The organism is Micromonospora sp. NPDC047738 (assembly GCF_040642675.1).
Taxonomy (GTDB): Bacteria; Actinomycetota; Actinomycetes; order Mycobacteriales; family Micromonosporaceae; genus Micromonospora.
In genome coordinates, this window is record NZ_JBEYSO010000002.1 from 524,957 (window position 1) to 545,141 (window position 20,185).

The window sequence follows — 20,185 nt, forward strand, 5'->3', positions numbered from 1 at the left end:
ACCGGCGTCGGCCGAACGGCCAATGGTTGGCTGTCGATGGGCCTTTCCTGTCAGCCGTTCTACGGAGGCTCGTCCGGGACCGTCGGTGTCAAGTGCCATCAATTCGGGCAATCCTTAAGCGACTCTTAGCCCTGCAGGTGGTGAAGGTTCGGCGTGGGGGGTGGCGGGGGTGATCGCGGGCCGCTAACGTGCCCGCTCGTCCCCGTTCATTCACCGATCCCGCGGGGGGATTGATTTCATGATCTTCCGTAACCGGCCGCTGGTGCGGCTCGGCGCTGCCACGTTGCTCGCCTCCGGGGCGATCACCGCCTTCGGCGCGCCCGCCCACGCCGCCGGCACCGAGACCGACCTTGAGCTGAAGGTCGCGGGCACGCGTGTCGCGGCCAACGCCGAGGGCAAGATCGCCTTCGCCAAGGTCACCAACCTCGGCACGAACACCCCGAGCGAGTTGGCCGTCCGGGTCGACGTCTCCAAGGTGGACTTCAGCAAGGTCATCGCCGTGCCGCTCGTCGAGGACGGCTGCGACGTCGAAGGCACCGACGAGAAGCCGACGGCGTTCACCTGCCACGCGACCGGGGCGGGCCTGCCCGGCCCGGGCGAGACGACCGATCTGCCCCTCGTGATCTTCAAGTTCGAGGTCGAGGGCACCTACCAGGCGCCGCTGTCGTTCAAGCTGATCTCGAAGGACGACACCAACGCGGAGAACAACAGCGCGTCCGCCACGCTCGAGCTCTCCGACGAGAGTGGCCCGGACCTCGCGGTCATCGCCGACGACGTCAAGCAGGCCGCCAAGATCGTCGACGGCAACCCGGTCTACTCGGGTGGCCTGCACCCGGGCGGTCAGTCCGCGCTGACGTACTTCGTCGCCAACCAGGGTGACCAGGCGACCGCGGGCCTCAAGATCACCGTGAAGCTGCCCAAGGGCGTGACCCCGGCCGAGACCGAGCAGGACTGCGAGTACTCCGCCGACAAGTCCACCTTCACCTGCACCTACGCGGACTTCGGCCTGATCCCGCAGGACCAGGACACCGGCGAGGACGACAACCTGTACTCGGCTTACGGCTTCTACCACCTGTTCAACGTCGGGTCCGATGTGAAGCCGGGTGCCCTGACCGGCGGCCTCGTGTCGGTCGAGCCGGTCGGCGCCGCCGTGCCGTCCATCACCCGCGCGAAGCCCGTCAAGCAGCTGCCGAAGAACGTCGAGGGCATGCAGGCCAAGGATGTCGACGCCAGCGACAACAGCGACGGCTACGCTGTCATCGTCGCCGCCAAGGGCGGCGCCGGCGGTGGCGTGGGCGGCGGCGACGAGGGTGGCCTGCCGGTGACCGGTGCGAAGGCCGGCCTGATCGGCGGTATCGGCGCGGCTGTGCTGCTCGCGGGTGGCGCGATGTTCCTGGTTGCCCGTCGGCGCCGGGTGGTTCTGGTGACCCCGGGCGACGAGAAGCCGACCGCCTGACGGTCGTCCTCCATCGGCCCGCGAGGGTCGTTCACATAACGCACGGCAGTGGGGCGGGATGGTTCACCATCCCGCCCCACTGTCTTCGCACCATCCCGCCCTCAACGGGTCCGGGGTGGCACCCGTCGGGGGCGGCCCGCGGCCCAGCTGGCAGAGTGGAGGGGTGAGCCGTACCCCGCAGGGCCAGCGCGCCAACCTGGACAAGCAGCCGCACGAGGTCGCCGCGATGTTCGACGGCGTGGCGGCCCGCTACGACCTGACCAACACCGTCCTCTCCTTCGGGCAGGACCGGTTCTGGCGGCGGGCCACCCGCGAGGCGCTCGGGCTGAGCGCGGGCGAGCGGGTGCTCGACGTGGGCGCGGGAACCGGCGTCTCGACCGAGGAGCTGTCCCACTCCGGCGCGTACGCGGTGGGCGCCGACCTGTCGCTGGGCATGCTGCACGCCGGCAAGCGCACCCGACCGGCGGTGCCGCTGCTGGCCGGGGACGCCCTGCGGCTGCCCTTCGCCGACGCCAGCTTCGACGCGGTCACCATCTCCTTCGCGTTGCGCAACGTCAACGACACCGACGCGGCGTTGCGCGAGCTGGCCCGGGTCACCAGGCCGGGCGGCCGGCTGGTGGTCTGCGAGTTCAGCAGGCCGGTCAATCCGGCGTTCCGCACGGTCTACCTGTCGTACCTGATGCGGTCGCTGCCCGCGGTGGCGCGGGCGGTCTCCAGCAACCCCGACGCGTACGTCTACCTCGCCGAGTCCATCCGGGCCTGGCCGGATCAGGCGGCGCTGGCCGCGCGGATCGGCGCGGCGGGGTGGAGCCGGGTGGCCTGGCGCAACCTCACCGGCGGCGTCGTCGCCCTGCACCGTGCGGTCCGGGACTGACAACGGGCCGGCCCGTCGCCAGCGGCAGGGCAAACCACCCTATTTCGTGAATATCCGTTTTTGGTCTACTTAGTTTCGTAGGCTCGGCCCATGACGGGACCCGAGCAGGTGGCCACGGACGATGACGCCGCGGAACTCATCGCCCAGCTCAAGGAGCTGGCCGGTGCGGATCCCGCCGACGTCCGTCAGGTGGTCGCGGAGGTGCTGGCCGCTCTCGACCGGGCGGCCGGCGGCGCGCTGCGCGAGCACCTGCCGGAGGCGATCCGCCTCGACGCCGGCCTCGGGCCGGCCACTTCCGCCCGCCCGTAACGTCGAAATGGACTCCTACCGGCCCGTTTCCGCGAAGTTAGGTACCCCTCACCACCTCCAGGTGTAACCCCGGTCATAGACTCCAACCCGATCGGCTTGTGAACCATTTCACGAGCATGCGGGAGGAGGCGCAGATGACCGCGGTGGAGAACGACGCCGACGTGATCGTCGTGGGCGCCGGTCCCGGAGGATCGGCGACGGCGTACCACCTGGCGCGGCACGGCGTACGCGTGCTGCTGCTGGAGAAGACCGAGTTTCCCCGGGAGAAGGTCTGCGGCGACGGGCTCACCCCCCGGGCCGTGCGGCAGCTGATCCGGATGGGCGTGGACACCTCGCCCGAGGCCGGCTGGCTGCACAACAAGGGCCTGCGGGTGATCGGCGGCGGGGTACGCCTGGAACTGGACTGGCCGGACCTGGCCAGCTTCCCCAACTACGGCCTGGTCCGGACCCGGCTCGACTTCGACGACCTGCTCGCCCAGCGGGCCGTCGCCGCCGGGGCGAAGCTACGGACCAGCGTGAACGTGGCCGGCCCGGTGCTCGACGCCGACGACCGGGTGATCGGCGTGCAGGCCGAGGTGGGCCCGGACAAGGAGCCGGCCACCTTCCACGCCCCGCTGGTGGTCGCCGCGGACGGCGTCTCCGGCCGCTTCCCGCTCGCCCTCGGGCTGGCCAAGCGGGAGGACCGGCCGATCGGCGTGGCGGTCCGCCGCTACTACCGCTCGCCCGCCAAGCACGACGACGACTACCTCGAGTCGTGGCTGGAGCTGCGGGCCAAGGGCAACGACGCGCTGCTGCCCGGCTACGGCTGGATCTTCGGCCTCGGTGACGGTCGGGTCAACGTCGGCCTGGGCGTGCTCAACTCCTCCGCCGCGTTCGGCAAGACCAACTACCGGCGGCTGCTCACCGACTGGCTGGCCAACACCCCGGAGGACTGGGGGATGACCGACGAGGCGAACGCCGAGGGGCCGATTCTCGGCGCCGCGCTGCCGATGGGCTTCAACCGGGTGCCGCACTACACCCGCGGGGCGATGCTGGTCGGCGACTCCGGCGGCATGGTCAACCCGTTCAACGGCGAGGGCATCGCGTACGCGATGGAGTCCGGCGAGCTGGCCGCCGAGGTGGCGGTGCAGGCGCTCGCCCGGCCGGCCGGTGCCGAGCGGGAACGGGCGCTGATGGCGTACCCGCAGGAGCTGAAGACCCGCTTCGGCGGCTACTACCGGCTCGGCGGGATCTTCGTGAAGCTCATCGGCCGGCCGGAGATCATGCGGCTGGCCACCAAGCACGGCATGCCGCACCCGATGCTGATGCGCTTCGTGCTCAAGCTGCTGGCCAACCTGACCGACCCGCGCGGCGGGGACGCGATGGACCGGGTCATCAACGCGATGACGCGGGTGGCGCCGGCAGTCTGACAACGGCGCCGGCGGCCGATGAGGCCGCGGGCGCCGACAAAGATCGACCCCCGCCGGCCGAGGTCACGAGGGACGTGAATAGTGTGATTTTTGCCAACCACCGAGGTCAGGGAAGGACGAGCAGGAGACAACGATGACGCTCTCTCCTTACGCACCCATCATCGGGCTGTTCGCCCTCGCCGCGGGGTTCGCGCTGTTCTCCGTGGCCGCCGCCCGATTCGCCGGCCCCCGGCGTCTGAACAAGGCCAAGCTCGAGGCGTACGAGTGCGGTATCGAGCCGAGCCCGCAGCCCGTCGGCGGCGGCCGGTTCCCGATCAAGTTCTACCTGACGGCGATGCTCTTCATCGTCTTCGACATCGAGATCATCTTCCTCTACCCCTGGGCGGTCTCCTTCGACGCCCTGCCGATCTTCGGCTTCGTGGAGATGGTCCTGTTCATCGTCGCGGTCTTCGTCGCCTACGCCTATGTCTGGCGGCGCGGCGGCCTGGACTGGGACTGAGGGAGGTACGGCAGATGGGCATCGAGGAGAAGCTTCCCTCCGGCGTCCTGCTCACCACCGTCGAGAAGCTGGTCAACTGGTCGCGGAAGTCGTCCGTCTGGGGCGCCACGTTCGGCCTGGCCTGCTGCGCCATCGAGATGATGGCGGCCGGTGGCCCGCACTACGACATGGGTCGCTGGGGCATGGAGGTCTTCCGGGCCTCGCCCCGGCAGGCGGACCTGATGATCGTGGCCGGCCGGGTGAGCCAGAAGATGGCCCCGGTCCTGCGCCAGATCTACGACCAGATGGCCGAGCCCCGCTGGGTGCTCTCGATGGGCGTCTGCGCCAGCAGCGGCGGCATGTTCAACAACTACGCCATCGTGCAGGGCGTCGACCACATCGTCCCGGTCGACATGTACCTCCCGGGCTGCCCGCCCCGGCCCGAGATGCTCATCGACGCGATCCTCAAGCTCCGCGAGAAGATCATGTACGAGCCGCTGGGTCCGAACGGCCGCAAGATGCTGGAGGCCCGCAAGGAGCGCGGTGACGTGCCGGTCGTGCCGTACGGCTCGATGCCGTCGTCGTACCGCAACGACAAGGCCCGGCGCGCCGAGTGGACCAGGGCGGTCCGCGAGGGGCGCGAGGAGCAGTTGCGGATCGAGAACTGGATGAAGGCGCAGAACCACCTCCACGCACACGGGGGCCCGAAGTGACCGCACCAAACGACAGCAACAACAACGGCGGCGTGCCGGTACCGGTGCCGCCGGCCGGTGCCACCAGCGGCGCACCGGCCGAGCTCCCGCCGGCCAGCCCCGCCGGCCGTGGCATGTTCGGCATCCACGGCACCGGCGACGTCTCCGGCTTCGGCGGCCTGGTCCGGCAGCGCACGGCGATCGAGGACAGCCCCCGGCCGTACGGCGGCTACTTCGACGAGGTCCGGGACGCGCTGGAGGAGGCGTACCCCGACTTCGGCGACGCCATCGAGAAGGTCGTGGTCGACCGGGGCGAGCTGACCCTGCACGTCCGCCCGGAGCGGATCGCCGAGGTCTGCCAGGTGATGCGCGACGACCTGGCGCTCCGCTTCGAGCTCTGCTCCTCGGTGTCCGGCGTGGACTACCTGGGCGCGGAGGAGCGCCGGCTGCACGTCGTCTACCAGCTCACCTCGATGACCTACCGGCGCCGGGTCCGGCTGGAGGCCGCGGTCTCCGCCGAGGAGCCGCACCTGCCGAGCGTCACCAGCGTCTACCCGACCGCCGACTGGCAGGAGCGGGAGACGTACGACATGTTCGGCATCGTCTTCGACGGCCACCCCAACCTGACCCGGATCCTCATGCCGGACGACTGGGAGGGGCACCCGCAGCGCAAGGACTACCCCCTCGGCGGCGTGCCCGTCGAGTACAAGGGCGCGGAGATCCCGCCGCCGGACAAGCGGAGGTCGTACCAGTGACGACGTCGAACTACGCGACCGAGCGCGAGACCACCGAGGGCAAGGTCTTCACCGTCACCGGTGGGGACTGGGACACGGTCGTCTCCGGCACCGACCCGATCAACGACGAGCGGATCGTCGTCAACATGGGTCCGCAGCACCCGTCCACGCACGGCGTGCTCCGGCTGATCCTGGAGCTGGAGGGCGAGACGGTCCGCGAGGCCCGCTCGGTCATCGGCTACCTGCACACCGGCATCGAGAAGAACCTCGAATACCGGAACTGGGTCCAGGGCTCGACCTTCGTGACCCGGATGGACTACCTCTCCCCGCTGTTCAACGAGACGGCGTACGCGCTGGCGGTGGAGAAGCTGCTCGGGATCACCGACGACATCACCGAGCGGGCCAACACCATCCGGGTGCTCATGATGGAGCTCAACCGGATCTCCTCGCACCTGGTCTGGCTGGCCACCACCGGCATGGAGCTGGGCGCGATCTCGATCATGCTGTACGGCTTCCGCGAGCGGGAGTACATCCTCGACATCTTCGAGACCATCACCGGCCTGCGCATGAACCACGCGTACGTGCGGCCGGGCGGGGTGGCGCAGGACGTGCCGGACGACGCGATCGTCAAGATCCGCAACTTCCTGAAGATGATGCCGAAGAAGCTCAAGGAGTACGAGGACCTCCTCTCCGGCCAGCCGATCTGGGTCGAGCGCACCAAGCACGTCGCGGTGCTCGACGTGACCGGCTGCCTGGCGCTCGGCGTCACCGGTCCGGTGCTCCGCTCCGCCGGTCTCGCCTGGGATCTGCGCAAGACCATGCCGTACTGCGGCTACGAGACGTACGAGTTCGACGTCCCGACCCACACCGACGGCGACGTCTGGGGCCGCTACCAGGTCCGGCTCGCCGAGATCCGGGAGTCGCTCAAGCTGGTCGAGCAGGCGGTGGATCGGCTGAGCAAGCCCGGCCCGGTGATGGTGGCCGACAAGAAGATCGCCTGGCCGGCGCAGCTGGCCATCGGCGTCGACGGCATGGGCAACTCGCTGGAGCACGTCGCCAAGATCATGGGTCAGTCGATGGAGTCGCTGATCCACCACTTCAAGCTCGTCACCGAGGGTTTCCGGGTCCCGCCAGGCCAGGTGTACGTCGGCATCGAGTCGCCCCGCGGCGAGCTGGGCGTGCACGCGGTCTCCGACGGTGGCACCCGGCCGTACCGGGTGCACTACCGGGAGCCCAGCTTCGTCAACCTGCAGGCCCTCCCGGCGATGGCCGAGGGCGGCCTGATCGCCGACGTGATCGCCGGTGGCGCCTCGCTGGACCCCGTCATGGGGGGGTGTGACCGGTGAGCGCGAGGAGCGCAGCGAAGCGGAGCACCGCAGTCGCGAACGAAGGGCGGCTCTGATGACGACGAATTTTACTGAAGAGACCCGGGCCCGGGCGCGGGAGATCATCGCCCGGTACCCGGCGGACCGGTCCCGCTCGGCCCTGCTGCCGCTGCTGCACCTGGTGCAGTCGGTGGAGGGCTACGTCTCCCCCGCCGGCGTCGAGTTCTGCGCCGAGGTGCTCGGCCTGAACAAGGCCCAGGTCGGCGCGGTGGCCACCTTCTACACCATGTACAAACGCAAGCCGACCGGCGACTACCTGGTCAGCGTGTGCACCAACACCATGTGCAACGTGCTGGGTGGCCAGGAGGTCTACGACACCCTCGCCGAGCACCTGGGCGTCGGGCACGACGAGACCACCGAGGACGGCCGGATCACCCTGGAGCACGCCGAGTGCCTGGCGGCGTGCGACTACGGCCCGGTGATGACGGTCAACTACGACTTCTTCGACGGGGTCGACCCGCGGACCGCGCTCGGTGTGGTCGAGGAGCTGCGCGCCGGCGGCCGGCCGATGCCGACCCGGGGCGCCCGCCTCTGCAGCCTCAAGGAGATGTCGGTCCAGCTCGCCGGCTTCGCCGACGAGCGGGAGGGCGCGGTCGCCGACGGCGGCCCGGGCGAGCCGACCCTGCGCGGCCTGCGCCTGGCCGAGCAGCACGGCATCTCGGTGCCGGGCTTCGACCCGAACACCCCGATCCGCAGCAAGGCCGAGGCCGACAAGGTTGCCGAGCAGGCCAAGGCCGCCCAGGCCGCGGGCACGGCGGCCAACCCGCCGGCCACCGACCGCAAGCCGGCCGGCGACGGGGCCGGGGCGCAGCAGCGCAACCTCAAGGAAGCGGAGGCCAAGAAGTGACGACGCCTCGGCCGGAGACGCTGGCCAAGCTGACGCCGGTGCTCACCAAGCGCTGGCTGTCGCCGGACGCCTGGCGGATCGGCACCTACGAGAAGCTGGACGGCTACGCCGCCCTGCGCAAGGCGGTCAAGGCACACCCGGACGACCTGATCCAGCTGATCAAGGACTCCGGGCTGCGCGGCCGGGGTGGCGCGGGCTTCCCGACCGGCCTCAAGTGGGGGTTCATCCCGCAGGGCGACGGCAAGCCGCACTACCTGGTGGTGAACGCCGACGAGGGCGAGCCGGGCACCTGCAAGGACCTGCCGCTGATGACCCACGACCCGCACTCGCTGGTCGAGGGCGTGATCATCGCCTCGTACGCGATCCGGGCCAACCGCGCATACATCTACATCCGGGGTGAGGCGGTGCACGCCGCCCGCCGGCTGCGCAACGCCGTGCAGGAGGCGTACGCCAAGGGCTACCTGGGCCGGAACATCCTCGGCAGCGGCTTCGACCTGGAGCTGGTGGTGCACTCCGGCGCCGGGGCGTACATCTGCGGCGAGGAGACCGCGTTGCTGGACTCGCTGGAGGGCTTCCGGGGCCAGCCCCGGCTGCGGCCGCCGTTCCCGGCGACCCACGGCCTCTACGCCAGCCCGACCGTGGTCAACAACGTCGGCACCATCGCCAGCGTTCCGTACATCGTGCTCGGTGGCGCGGACTGGTGGCGGACCATGGGCACGGAGAAGTCGTCCGGCCCGATGATCTACTCGCTCTCCGGCCGGATCGCCAACCCCGGCCAGTACGAGTGCTCGATGGGGATCACCCTGCGCGAGCTGATCGAGCTGGCCGGCGGGATGCAGCCCGGGCACAACCTGAAGTTCTGGACCCCGGGCGGCTCGTCGACGCCGCTGCTCACCGCCGAGCACCTGGACGTGCCGCTGGACTTCGAGGGGGTGGCGGCGGCCGGCTCGATCCTGGGCACCACGGCCACGCAGATCTTTTCCGACCAGGACTGCCCGGTGTACGCGACGTACCGGTGGCTGGAGTTCTACCACCACGAGTCGTGCGGCAAGTGCACCCCGTGCCGCGAGGGCAACTACTGGATGGTCCGGGTCTACCGGCGGATCCTCTCCGGCCAGGGCACCCACGAGGACCTGGACACCCTGCTCGACACCTGCGACAACATCCTCGGCCGCTCGTTCTGCGGTCTGGGTGACGGTGCGACCAGCTCGGTGACCTCGTCGCTGCAGTACTTCAAGCAGGACTACCTCGACTACATCGAGGGACGTACCGCGCCGAAGCTCTCCGACAAGCAGTTGGTGGGAGCCCACTGATGACCGACGTAGCCAAGCAGACCGAGACCGTCACCCTGACCATCGACGGCGTCCAGGTCACCGCGCCCAAGGGGGCGCTGCTGATCCGGGTCGCCGAGCAGATGGGCACCGAGATCCCGCGCTTCTGCGACCACCCGCTGCTGGCCCCGGCCGGCGCCTGCCGGCAGTGCCTGGTGGAGGTGGAGGGCCAGCGCAAGCCGGTCGCCTCCTGCACCCAGACCGTCGCCGACGGCATGGTGGTGCGGACCCAGCTCACCTCGCCGGTCGCCAAGAAGGCGCAGGAGGGGGTGATGGAGCTGCTGCTCCTCAACCACCCCCTGGACTGCCCGATGTGTGACAAGGGCGGCGAGTGCCCGCTGCAGAACCAGGCGATGTCCACCGGCCGGACGGACTCCCGGTTCCACGAGCACAAGCGGGAGTACGAGAAGCCGCTGGAGATCAGCACCCAGGTGCTGCTCGACCGCGAGCGGTGCGTGCTCTGCCAGCGCTGCACCCGGTTCTCCGAGGAGATCGCCGGTGACAAGTTCATCGACCTCATGAACCGGTCGTCCGCCGAGGAGATCAACATCTACCGGGACGACGCGTACGGCGCGGAGTCCGGGGACGAGGCGGGTGACGTCCCGTTCAACTCGTACTTCTCCGGGAACACGGTGCAGATCTGCCCGGTGGGCGCGCTGACCGGCGCGCAGTACCGGTTCCGGGCCCGCCCGTTCGACCTGGTCTCCACCCCGAGCGTCTGCGAGCACTGCTCGGCCGGCTGCGCCCAGCGCACGGACTGGCGGCGCGGAAAGGTGCTGCGCCGGCTGGCCGGCGACGACCCGGCGGTGAACGAGGAGTGGAACTGCGACAAGGGCCGCTGGGGATTCCAGTACGCCCGGGCGTTCGACCGGCTCACCACCCCGCTGGTCCGCGACGAGCGGACCGGTGAGCTGCGCGAGGCGTCCTGGAGCGAGGCGCTGACCCGGGCCGCCGAGGGCCTGCGGGCCGCCCGGGACGGCGGGCCGGGCACGGCCGTGCTGACCGGCGGCCGGCTGACCGTCGAGGACGCCTACGCGTACGCCAAGTTCGCCCGGGTCGCGCTGCACACCAACGACATCGACTTCCGGGCCCGCCCGGTCTCCCGCGAGGAGGCCGACTTCCTGGCCAGCAGCGTCGCCGGGGTCACCGACGTGACCTACCAGGACGTGGAGAACGCGCCCGCGGTGGTGCTGGTTGGCCTGGAGCCGGAGGAGGAGTGCCCGATCCTCTTCCTGCGGCTGCGCAAGGCGTACCAGCAGAAGAAGCTCACGGTGTACGCGATCGCGCCGTTCGCGACGCGCGGCCTGGAGAAGCTCGGCGCCAAGCTGGCCCGGGTGGTGCCGGGCGAGGAGGCCAGCGTGCTGGCCGAGCACGCCACGGTGGCCGAGGCGCTGAGCCAGCCGGGCGCGATCCTGATCGTCGGCGAGCGGCTGGGCGCGGTGCCCGGCGGGCTCTCCGCCGCGGCGGACGTCGCCCGGCGTACCGGGGCCAAGCTGGCCTGGGTGCCGCGGCGCGCGGGTGACCGCGGCGCGGTCGACGCGGGCTGCCTGCCCAACCTGCTCCCCGGTGGCCGCCTGGTCACCGAGCCGGCCGCCCGCGCCGAGCTCGGCGAGGCGTGGGACATCGCGGCCGGGGTGATCCCCAGTCAGGCCGGCCGGGACACCGACGGCATCCTCGTCGCCGCGGCCAACGGCCAGCTCGGCGCCCTCGTGGTGGCCGGGGTGGACCCGGCCGACGTGGCCGACCCGCGCCTGGCCGAGCAGGCCCTGGACGCGGTGCCGTTCCTGGTCAGCCTGGAACTGCGGATGAGCGCGGTGGCCCGCCGGGCGGACGTGGTCTTCCCGGTCGCCCCGGTGGTCGAGAAGGCCGGCAGCTTCCTGGACTGGGAGGGCCGGCTGCGCACCTTCGAGAAGGTGCTGGACACCGCGGCGATGAGCGACGGGCGGGTGCTCGACGCGCTGGCCGCGCAGCTCGACGTCCGGCTCGGCACCGGCGACGTGACGAGCGTCCGCCGCGAGCTGGCCGCGCTGCCGCCGACCCGGGTGGATGCCCCGGCCGCCCCCAGCGTCGAGCCGGGCACCGTCCAACAGCCTGGGCCGGGCGAGGCCGTGCTGGCCACCTGGCACCAGCTGATCGACCTGGGCAGCCTCACCGACGGTGACGAGCACCTCGCCGGCACCGCCCGCCCGCCGGTGGTCCGGCTGGGCAAGGGCACCGCCGAGGCGCTCGGCGTCGCCGACGGCGACCCGGTGACCGTGGGCACCGACCGCGGCGCGGTCACCCTGCCGGCGGCGATCACCGAGATGCCGGACGGCGTCGTCTGGCTGCCGACCAACTCACCCGGCTCGACCGTCCGGCGCAGCCTCGGCGCTACGTCCGGCGACGTCGTGCAGGTCTCCGCCGCGTCGGTCGGCGCTCCGGCCGTTCCGGCCGGGCGCGTCGCCGCGGACGCCGATGGCCGCCCGGGTCCGCTCCTCAACACCGGGAGTGTCCAGTGAACCTCTACCTCGCGGCGCAGGATCCGACGCTGGCCGACTTCGGCAAGGACCCGTGGTGGCTGGTCCTTATCAAGATCGTCTTCGCGTTCGTCTTCGGCCTGCTGGCCACGCTGCTCGGCGTCTGGTTCGAGCGTCGGGTCGTCGGCTACATGCAGGTGCGGCCCGGACCCAACCAGGTCGGCCCGTTCGGCCTGCTGCAGACCCTCGCCGACGGTCTGAAGATGGCCTTCAAGGAGGACATCCTCCCGCGGACCGCCGACAAGGTCGTCTACTTCTTCGCCCCGACCATCTCGGTGATCTGCGCGGTCACCGCGCTGTCGGTGGTGCCGTTCGGCCCGAAGGTCAGCATCTTCGGCCACTGGACGCCGCTGCAGGTGACCGACGTGTCGGTGGCGGTGCTGGTGCTGCTGGCCTGCTCATCGATGGGCATCTACGGCATCGTGCTCGGCGGTTGGGCCTCCGGGTCGACGTACCCGCTGCTCGGTGGTCTCCGGTCCAGCGCCCAGATGATCTCGTACGAGGTCGCGATGGGGCTGAGCATCGTGGCGGTGTTCATGACCGCCGGCACGATGTCCACCAGCGGGATCGTCGCCGCCCAGGCGCACGGCACGCAGCTGAACATCCTCGGCGTCGACGTCCCGGCCCCGGGCTGGTACGCGATCCTGCTGCTGCCGAGCTTCATCATCTTCTTCATCGCCACCGTCGGGGAGACCAACCGGGCGCCGTTCGACCTGCCCGAGGCGGAGTCGGAGCTGGTCGCGGGCTTCATGACCGAGTACAGCTCGCTGAAGTTCGCGCTCTTCATGCTCTCCGAGTACGTCTCGATGGTCACCATGTCCGCCGTCACCACCACGCTCTTCCTCGGCGGGTGGCGGGCCCCGGCCCCGATCACCACCTTCTGGGCCGGCGCCAACTCGGGCTGGTGGCCGATGCTCTGGTTCTTCGGCAAGGTGCTGATCCTGGTCTTCGTCTTCGTCTGGCTGCGGGGCACCCTGCCCCGGCTGCGGTACGACCAGTTCATGCGCTTCGGCTGGAAGGTCCTGCTCCCGATCAACCTGATCTGGATCCTGGTCCTGGCCGGGCTCCGCTCGATCGAGGACTGGCAGACCGAGGACCGGATCGTCGCCACCAGCATCGGCGCCGGCGTCCTGCTGCTGGCCACGCTCTTCTGGCCGAGCCGGAAGAAGGAGCCGATGCCGTCGCTCCAGGAGCAGGTCAACAGCCGGCCGCACGGCAGTTTCCCGCTGCCGCCGATGGATCTTCAGGTACCACCGAGCCCGCGCACCAGGCGCGTGGTCGCCGAGCGGGAGCCGGCCAACGTCGGCTCGGACTCCAGGGAGGTGTGACGTGGGCGCGATCACCGGAACGTTCAAGGGCTTCGGGGTCACCTTCTCGCACATGTTCAGGAAGGTCGTCACCACCGACTACCCGTTCAAGCCGCCGGTCTCGGCGCCGCGCTACCACGGGCGGCACATCCTCAACCGGCACCCGGACGGCCTGGAGAAGTGCATCGGCTGCGAGCTGTGCGCCTGGGCCTGCCCGGCGGACGCGATCTACGTGGAGGGTGGCGACAACACCGAGGAGCAGCGCTTCTCCCCGGGTGAGCGGTACGCCAGCGTCTACCAGATCAACTACGCCCGGTGCATCTTCTGCGGGCTGTGCATCGAGGCGTGCCCGACCCGTTCGCTCACCATGAGCAACGAGTACGAGCTGGCCCGGGACAACCGGCAGGACCTGATCTTCACGAAGGAGCAGCTGCTCGCGCCGCTGCTGCCCGGCATGGAGCAGCCGCCGCACCCGATGCGGCTGGGCGACAGCGAGAAGGACTACTACGTCGGCGGGCTGACCAACCCGGGCACGTCCGCCGGCGCGGAGCACTCGCCGAACGGCGCGGGGCCGTACCGGGTGGACGAGCACCCCGGGGTGACCTTCCCCGGCGCCGAGCAGGCCGCGCAGCGGGCCGAGGCGGGCAAGGGAGCAGGGGCATGACCACTCAGACAGTGCTCGCCGCGGCGGGCCAGGTGTCCGGGGGTGAGGAGGTCACCTTCTGGATCCTCGCCCCGCTGGCGCTGATCGGCGCCATCGGCATGGTCTGGGCGCGGAACGCGGTGCACTCGGCGCTCTGGCTGGTGCTGACCATGCTCTGCCTGGGCGTGTTCTACGTCCTGCAGGCCGGGCCGTTCATCGGCATGGTGCAGATCATCGTCTACACCGGCGCGATCATGATGCTCTTCCTGTTCGTGCTGATGCTGGTCGGCCGGGACGCCTCCGACTCACTGATCGAGACGCTGCGCGGCCAGCGGGTCGCCGCGGTGGTGCTCGGTGTCGGCTTCGCCGGCCTGGTGGGCAGCGGCCTCTACCGGGCCCTGGAGGGCGTCCAGGCGGTCGGCCTGGACAAGCCGAACGCCGAGGGCAACGTGCAGGGCATCGCCCGGCTGCTCTTCACCAAGTACGTCTTCGCCTTCGAGCTGACCTCCGCGCTGCTGATCACGGCGGCCGTGGGCGCGATGGTGCTGGCGCACGTGGAGCGGCGCAAGGAGGACCGGATGGACCAGATCGCCACCATGAAGGCGCGGTTCCGCCCCGGCAACTACCCCGGGCCGAAGCCCGGACCGGGTGTCTTCGCCACCTCCTCGTCGGTGGCCACCCCGGCCCGCCTGCCCGACGGCCGGCTGTCCGACCGCAGCATCCCGGAGATCCTGCCGGTGCGGGAGCTGACCGCTGAGGAGACCTCGTTGAAGGGGACGGAGAAGTGACCCCGGACTACTACCTGATCCTCGCCGCGGTGCTGTTCACCATCGGTGCCGTCGGCGTGCTGATCCGGCGTAACGCGATCGTGCTGTTCATGTGCGTGGAGCTGATGCTCAACGCCGCCAACCTGACGCTGGTCACCTTCAGCCGGATCAACGGCGACCTGAACGGCCAGATCATGGCGTTCTTCGTGATGGTGGTGGCGGCGGCCGAGGTCGTGGTCGGGCTCGCGATCATCATGTCGATCTTCCGGACTCGACGCTCGGCGAGCGTCGACGACGCCAACCTGCTGAAGTACTGAGGGGCCTGCGGTGGAACAGACTCTGACCTTCGCGTCGGCTGAACCGACCGGGGCCGTTGCTTTCGCGACGGCGGATGGGCTGCTCGGCAGCGTCTGGCTGCTGGTGGCGATCCCGCTGGTCAGCGCGGCGATCCTGCTGCTGCTCGGCCGGCGGGCGGACCGCTGGGGCCACTGGCTGGGGGTGGGCGCGATCGGCGCCGCCTTCGTGCTCGGCCTGACCTACTTCCTCCAGCTCCGTGGTCTGGAGAGCAAGCAGGTCCAGCTGAGCCTCTGGCAGTTCATCACGGTCGGCGACCTGAAGGTGGACTTCGGTCTGCTCTTCGACCCGCTGGCCGCGGTGTTCGTCCTGCTGATCACCGGGGTGGGCTTCCTGATCCACCTGTACGCGGTCGAGTACATGGCGCACGACGAGGGCCGGCGACGGTTCTTCGGGTACTTCAACCTCTTTGTCGCCGCCATGCTGCTGCTGGTGCTCGGCAACAACTACGTGATGCTCTACTTCGGCTGGGAGGGCGTCGGTCTGGCGTCGTACCTGCTGATCTCCTTCTGGTACGGCCGGCCGAGCGCGGCCACCGCCGGCAAGAAGGCGTTCCTGATGAACCGGGTCGGCGACGCCGGCCTGGCCATCGGCATCTTCGTGCTGTTCGCCCAGCTCGGCACCACCCAGTACGACGAGGTGTTCAGCGGCGTCGGTGCGTTGAGCCAGACCACGGTGCTGGTGCTCGGCCTGCTGCTGCTGCTCGGCGCGGCCGGCAAGTCCGGCCAGTTCCCGCTGCAGGCGTGGCTGCCGGACGCGATGGAGGGCCCGACCCCGGTCTCCGCGCTCATCCACGCGGCCACCATGGTCACCGCGGGCGTCTACCTGATCGCCCGCTCCAACCCGATCTTCTCGGCCAACGCCACGCTCCAGCTGGTGGTGGTCAGCGTCGGCGCGGTCACCCTGCTGATGGGCTGCCTCATCGGCGCGGCGAAGGACGACATCAAGCGGGTGCTGGCCTGGTCCACGGTGAGCCAGATCGGCTACATGTTCCTCGGTGTCGGCCTGGGCGGCGCGGCGTACGCGCTGGCCATCGTGCACCTGCTGGCGCACGGCTTCTTCAAGGCCAACATGTTCCTCGGTGCCGGCTCGGTCATGCACGGCATGAACGACCAGGTGGACATCCGCCGCTTCGGCAACCTGGCCAAGTACATGAAGGTCACCTGGCTGACCTTCATGATGGGCTGGCTGGCCATCATCGGCATGTTCCCGTTCTCCGGCTTCTTCTCGAAGGAGCCGATCATCGTGGCGGCGTTCGCGCGGGAGGGCTGGACCGCCTGGCTGTTCGGCGGCGCGGCGCTGCTCGGCGCGGGGCTCACCGCCTTCTACATGACCCGGCTCTTCGTGCTCACCTTCCACGGCCCGGCCCGCTGGACCGAGGACATCGAGCACCCGCACGAGTCGCCGAAGCTGATGACTATCCCGCTGATCCTGCTGGCGATCGGCTCGGTCGGTGCCGGCTTCCTGCTCTCCACGTCCGTGCCGGACTGGCTGACCGCCACCGCCGGCCTCGGCGGCGAGCACGCGGAGCACGAGGCCGTTCTCTCCCACGGGCTGATCACCGCGCTCTCGCTGCTGGTCACCGTGCTCGGCGCCGGACTGGCCTGGTTCCTGTTCCGCAGCGGCACGGCCACCGCGCCGCAGCCGGCCGGCGTGCTGGTCACCGCCGCGCGCCGGAACCTCTACACGGACGCCTTCAACGAGGCGGTCTTCGAGAAGCCGGGCATCTTCCTCACCCGGGCGCTGGTCTTCCTCGACAACCGGGGCGTGGACGGGCTGGTCAACGGCCTGGCCGCCGCCGTGGGCGGGGGCTCGGGCCGGCTCCGGCGGCTGCAGACCGGTTTCGTGCGGTCGTACGCGACCTCGATCCTGACCGGCGCGCTGCTCGTGGTGGCGGCGTTCCTGGCGGTGCAGGCGGGGTGGCTGGCGTGATCGACCTCAACGCGGCCGCCCCCGCCGGCGGGCCATGCAGTCACGACGGAGGTAAGGCCGAATAATGTCCAACTTCCCGTTCCTCTCGGTGCTGACCGTGGCGCCGCTGGTGGGCGCCCTGGTGGTGGCCCTGCTGCCGCGCCGCAGTCCGGACCTCGCCAAGCTCGTGGCGTTCGCCTGGTCGCTGCTGGTGCTGGTGCTCTCGGTGGCCATGTGGATCGCCTTCCAGGTGGACGGCGACCGCTTCCAGTTCCGCGAGTCGTACGCGTGGATCCCCAACTGGGGGGTCAACTTCACCTTCGCGGCGGACGGCATCGCGCTGGTCATGCTGATGCTGATCGCGATCCTGGTGCCGCTGGTGATCCTGGCCTCCTGGCACGACGCCGAGTCGTCCAAGCGCTCGGTGCCGGTCTACTTCGCGCTGCTGCTCGTCCTCGAGTGCACGATGATCGGCGTCTTCGCCGCCGCCGACGTCTTCCTGTTCTACGTGTTCTTCGAGGTCATGCTGGTGCCGATGTACTTCCTGATCGGCAGCTACGGCGGCCACCAGCGGCAGTACGCGGCGGTCAAGTTCTTCCTCTACTCCCTGGTCGGCGGTCTGTTCATGCTGGCCGCGGTGATCGGCCTCTGGGTGGTCGGCGGGAAGACCTTCGACTGGCAGGCACTGAGCCAGGCCGACCTCCCCACCGACACGGCCCGCTGGCTCTTCCTCGGCTTCTTCCTCGCGTTCGCGATCAAGGCGCCGTTCTTCCCGTTCCACACCTGGCTGCCGGACGCCGGTGGCGCGGCCCCGGCCGGCGCGGCGGCACTGCTGGTCGGCGTGCTGGACAAGGTCGGCACCTTCGGGATCCTGCGATACTGCCTGCCGCTCTTCCCCGAGGCGTCGAAGTGGTTCGCCCCGTGGGCGCTGGCGCTGGGCCTGATCGGCATCATCTACGCCGCGCTGCTGGCGGTCGGGCAGAACGACCTCAAGCGGCTGGTGTCGTACACCTCGATCGCGCACTTCGGCTTCATCGGGGTCGGCATCTTCGCCTTCACCACCCAGGCCGGCACCGGCGCGGTGCTCTACATGCTCAACCACGGCCTGGCCACCGGCCTGCTCTTCCTGGTGGTGGGCATGCTCATCGCCCGCCGCGGCTCGGCGTTGATCAGCGACTTCGGCGGCGCGGGCAAGCTGGTCCCGGTGCTGGCCGGGGTGCTCTTCTTCGCCGGTCTGGCCTCGCTGGCGCTGCCCGGCACCGCGCCGTTCGTCTCCGAGTTCCTGGTGCTGATCGGCACGTTCACCACCAACAAGCCGGTCGCGGTGATCGCCACGCTGGGCATCATCCTGGCGGCGGCGTACGTGCTGTGGATGGTGCAACGCACCACCCAGGGCACGCTCAACCCGGCCCTGACCGAGGTCGACGGCATGCGCCGTGACCTGAGCCTGCGCGAGAAGGTCGTGGTCGCCCCGCTGATCGCGCTGATCGTGCTGCTCGGCTTCTATCCCAAGCCGGTCACCGATGTCATCAACCCCGCCGTCCGGGCGACCATGCAGGACGTCGGTCGGACCGACCCCGCCCCGACGGTCGGCAGCGTCCAGGAGGCCGCGAAATGACCGAGCTGAAGTTGCCGTCGATCGACTACGCGGCGCTCGCCCCGATCCTGATCATGTTGGGCGCGGCCCTGTTCGGCGTCCTGGTCGAGGCGTTCGTGCCGCGTCGGCTGCGCAACCCGGTGCAGCTGCTGCTCGCCCTCGCGGCGGTGCTCGCGGCGCTGACCATGGTGATCCTCAACGCCGACGACCGGCTGATCACCGCCGGGCACGCCATCGCGGTGGACGGGCCGACGCTCTTCCTCCAGGGCGCGATCCTGATCCTGGCGGCCATGGCGCTGCTGCTCATCGGTGAGCGCGCCGTGGAGCGGGGCGGGGCGTTCGTGGCCCACGCCGCGGTGACCGCCGAGTCGGTCGACGACCGGCGGCAGGCCGCGGGAGCGGGCGGCACCACCGAGGTGTACCCGCTGACCACGTTCGCGATCGGCGGCATGCTGATCTTCGTGGCGGCGAACGACCTGCTGACCATGTTCATCGCGCTCGAGGTCTTCTCGCTGCCGCTCTACCTGCTCTGCGCGCTGGCCCGCCGCCGGCGGCTGCTGAGCCAGGAGGCCGCGCTGAAGTACTTCATGCTCGGCGCGTACGCCTCGGCGTTCTTCCTCTTCGGAGTGGCGCTGGTGTACGGCTTCACGGCCGGTGTGCCGGACCGCGCGGCCGGCGTCGACTTCGCCACCGTGCACGCGGCGGTCGGCGAGTCCTCGTCCAGCCAGGTGCTGCTCTTCGCCGGCATGGCGCTGCTCGCCATCGGCCTGCTCTTCAAGGCCGCCGCCGCGCCGTTCCACGTCTGGACGCCCGACGTCTACCAGGGCGCCCCGACCCCGGTGACCGGCTTCATGGCCGCCTGCACGAAGGTCGCCGCCTTCGGCGCCCTGCTGCGGGTCTTCCACGTCGCCTTCTCCGGGGCCGCCTGGGACTTCACCCCGGTGCTCGGGGCGGTTGCGGTGCTGACCATGCTGGTCGGCGCGGTGCTGGCGGTCACCCAGACCGACATCAAGCGGCTGCTCGCCTACTCGTCGATCGCGAACGCGGGCTACCTGCTGGTGGGGGTGCTCGCGCCGGGCAGGGACGGACTGTCAGGCACGATGTTCTACCTGGTCGCGTACGGTTTCTCGGTGCTCGCCGCGTTCGCCGTGGTGACCCTGGTCCGGGACGCCGACGGGGAGGCCACCCACCTGTCCCGCTGGGCCGGGCTGGGCCGCCGGTCGCCGTTCTTCGCCGCGATCTTCACCTTCATCCTGCTGGCCTTCGCCGGTATCCCGCTGACCAGCGGGTTCACCAGCAAGTTCGCGATCTTCGCCCCGGCGTTGGACGCGAACCAGGCCTGGCTGGTGATCGCCGGTGTGCTGACCAGCATGGTGCTGGCCTTCCCGTACCTGCGGGTCGTGGTGATGATGTGGCTCTCCGAGCCGGGCGACGCCACCCCGACGGTCACCGTGCCGGGTGCCCTCACCTCGGCGGCGCTGGTCATCGGGGTGCTGGCCACCCTGGTCCTGGGGGTCGCCCCGGCACCCCTGCTCGATCTGGCCACCGGTGCCGCCGAATTCGTGCGATGACCGA

General features: G+C 70.3%; 18 protein-coding genes. All 18 read left to right on the plus strand.

Features of this window, described 5'->3' with window-relative positions; genetic code table 11:
• The first annotated feature begins 238 nt into the window (after positions 1-238).
• The 18 genes from ABZ783_RS05890 (at position 239) to nuoN (ending at position 20,181) form a co-directional block, all read left to right on the plus strand.
• On the plus strand, positions 239-1,456 hold the full coding sequence (locus ABZ783_RS05890) for a cell wall anchor protein (RefSeq protein ID WP_357434726.1): 1,218 nt from the start codon (positions 239-241) through the stop codon (positions 1,454-1,456).
• Between the two features lie 163 nt (positions 1,457-1,619).
• The gene (locus ABZ783_RS05895) at positions 1,620-2,330 is read left to right on the plus strand and encodes a demethylmenaquinone methyltransferase (RefSeq protein ID WP_357434727.1); all 711 of its coding nucleotides are present in this window, start codon (positions 1,620-1,622) and stop codon (positions 2,328-2,330) included.
• Positions 2,331-2,420: 90 nt separating this feature from the next.
• Positions 2,421-2,639, plus strand: a complete 219-nt coding sequence (locus ABZ783_RS05900) for a hypothetical protein (RefSeq protein ID WP_073834102.1) — start codon at positions 2,421-2,423, stop codon at positions 2,637-2,639.
• Between the two features lie 134 nt (positions 2,640-2,773).
• Positions 2,774-4,048, plus strand: a complete 1,275-nt coding sequence (locus tag ABZ783_RS05905) for a geranylgeranyl reductase family protein (RefSeq protein WP_357434728.1) — start codon at positions 2,774-2,776, stop codon at positions 4,046-4,048.
• 133 nt (positions 4,049-4,181) lie between these two features.
• A complete protein-coding gene (locus ABZ783_RS05910) occupies positions 4,182-4,547 on the plus strand; it encodes an NADH-quinone oxidoreductase subunit A (RefSeq protein ID WP_073834101.1) in 366 nt (121 codons plus the stop codon).
• A 14-nt stretch (positions 4,548-4,561) separates the two neighbouring features.
• Complete coding sequence (locus ABZ783_RS05915) at positions 4,562-5,239, plus strand: NADH-quinone oxidoreductase subunit B (protein WP_073834100.1); 678 nt, start codon at positions 4,562-4,564, stop codon at positions 5,237-5,239.
• Positions 5,236-5,973: an NADH-quinone oxidoreductase subunit C gene (locus ABZ783_RS05920; RefSeq protein WP_357434729.1), complete on the plus strand. Its 738-nt coding sequence runs from the start codon at positions 5,236-5,238 to the stop codon at positions 5,971-5,973. Before ABZ783_RS05915 ends, ABZ783_RS05920 begins: the two co-directional genes overlap by 4 nt.
• The gene (locus tag ABZ783_RS05925) at positions 5,970-7,298 is read left to right on the plus strand and encodes an NADH-quinone oxidoreductase subunit D (protein ID WP_357434730.1); all 1,329 of its coding nucleotides are present in this window, start codon (positions 5,970-5,972) and stop codon (positions 7,296-7,298) included. Before ABZ783_RS05920 ends, ABZ783_RS05925 begins: the two co-directional genes overlap by 4 nt.
• A 55-nt stretch (positions 7,299-7,353) precedes the next feature.
• Positions 7,354-8,184: an NADH-quinone oxidoreductase subunit NuoE gene (nuoE, locus tag ABZ783_RS05930; protein WP_357434731.1), complete on the plus strand. Its 831-nt coding sequence runs from the start codon at positions 7,354-7,356 to the stop codon at positions 8,182-8,184.
• A complete protein-coding gene (nuoF, locus tag ABZ783_RS05935) occupies positions 8,181-9,497 on the plus strand; it encodes an NADH-quinone oxidoreductase subunit NuoF (RefSeq protein ID WP_357434732.1) in 1,317 nt (438 codons plus the stop codon). Before nuoE ends, nuoF begins: the two co-directional genes overlap by 4 nt.
• Positions 9,497-12,013: an NADH-quinone oxidoreductase subunit G gene (locus tag ABZ783_RS05940; protein ID WP_357434733.1), complete on the plus strand. Its 2,517-nt coding sequence runs from the start codon at positions 9,497-9,499 to the stop codon at positions 12,011-12,013. Before nuoF ends, ABZ783_RS05940 begins: the two co-directional genes overlap by 1 nt.
• Positions 12,010-13,359 carry an NADH-quinone oxidoreductase subunit NuoH gene (nuoH, locus tag ABZ783_RS05945; protein ID WP_357434734.1) on the plus strand — a complete coding sequence of 450 codons (1,350 nt, stop codon included), beginning with the start codon at positions 12,010-12,012 and terminating at the stop codon, positions 13,357-13,359. The genes ABZ783_RS05940 and nuoH overlap by 4 nt, the downstream gene beginning before the upstream one ends.
• 1 nt (position 13,360) lies before the next feature.
• Positions 13,361-14,002, plus strand: coding sequence for an NADH-quinone oxidoreductase subunit NuoI (gene nuoI, locus ABZ783_RS05950; RefSeq protein ID WP_357434735.1), 642 nt, complete (start codon positions 13,361-13,363; stop codon positions 14,000-14,002).
• Positions 13,999-14,769 (plus strand): NADH-quinone oxidoreductase subunit J, encoded by a 771-nt coding sequence (locus ABZ783_RS05955; RefSeq protein WP_073834092.1) that lies wholly within the window; start codon positions 13,999-14,001, stop codon positions 14,767-14,769. Before nuoI ends, ABZ783_RS05955 begins: the two co-directional genes overlap by 4 nt.
• Positions 14,766-15,065, plus strand: coding sequence for an NADH-quinone oxidoreductase subunit NuoK (gene nuoK / locus ABZ783_RS05960; RefSeq protein WP_073834091.1), 300 nt, complete (start codon positions 14,766-14,768; stop codon positions 15,063-15,065). Before ABZ783_RS05955 ends, nuoK begins: the two co-directional genes overlap by 4 nt.
• Before the next feature lie 10 nt (positions 15,066-15,075).
• Positions 15,076-17,034: an NADH-quinone oxidoreductase subunit L gene (nuoL, locus tag ABZ783_RS05965; protein WP_357434736.1), complete on the plus strand. Its 1,959-nt coding sequence runs from the start codon at positions 15,076-15,078 to the stop codon at positions 17,032-17,034.
• Positions 17,035-17,098: 64 nt separating this feature from the next.
• Positions 17,099-18,631, plus strand: coding sequence for an NADH-quinone oxidoreductase subunit M (locus ABZ783_RS05970; protein WP_073834089.1), 1,533 nt, complete (start codon positions 17,099-17,101; stop codon positions 18,629-18,631).
• Positions 18,628-20,181, plus strand: a complete 1,554-nt coding sequence (nuoN, locus tag ABZ783_RS05975; RefSeq protein ID WP_357434737.1) for an NADH-quinone oxidoreductase subunit NuoN — start codon at positions 18,628-18,630, stop codon at positions 20,179-20,181. Before ABZ783_RS05970 ends, nuoN begins: the two co-directional genes overlap by 4 nt.
• Positions 20,182-20,185: the final 4 nt, after the last annotated feature.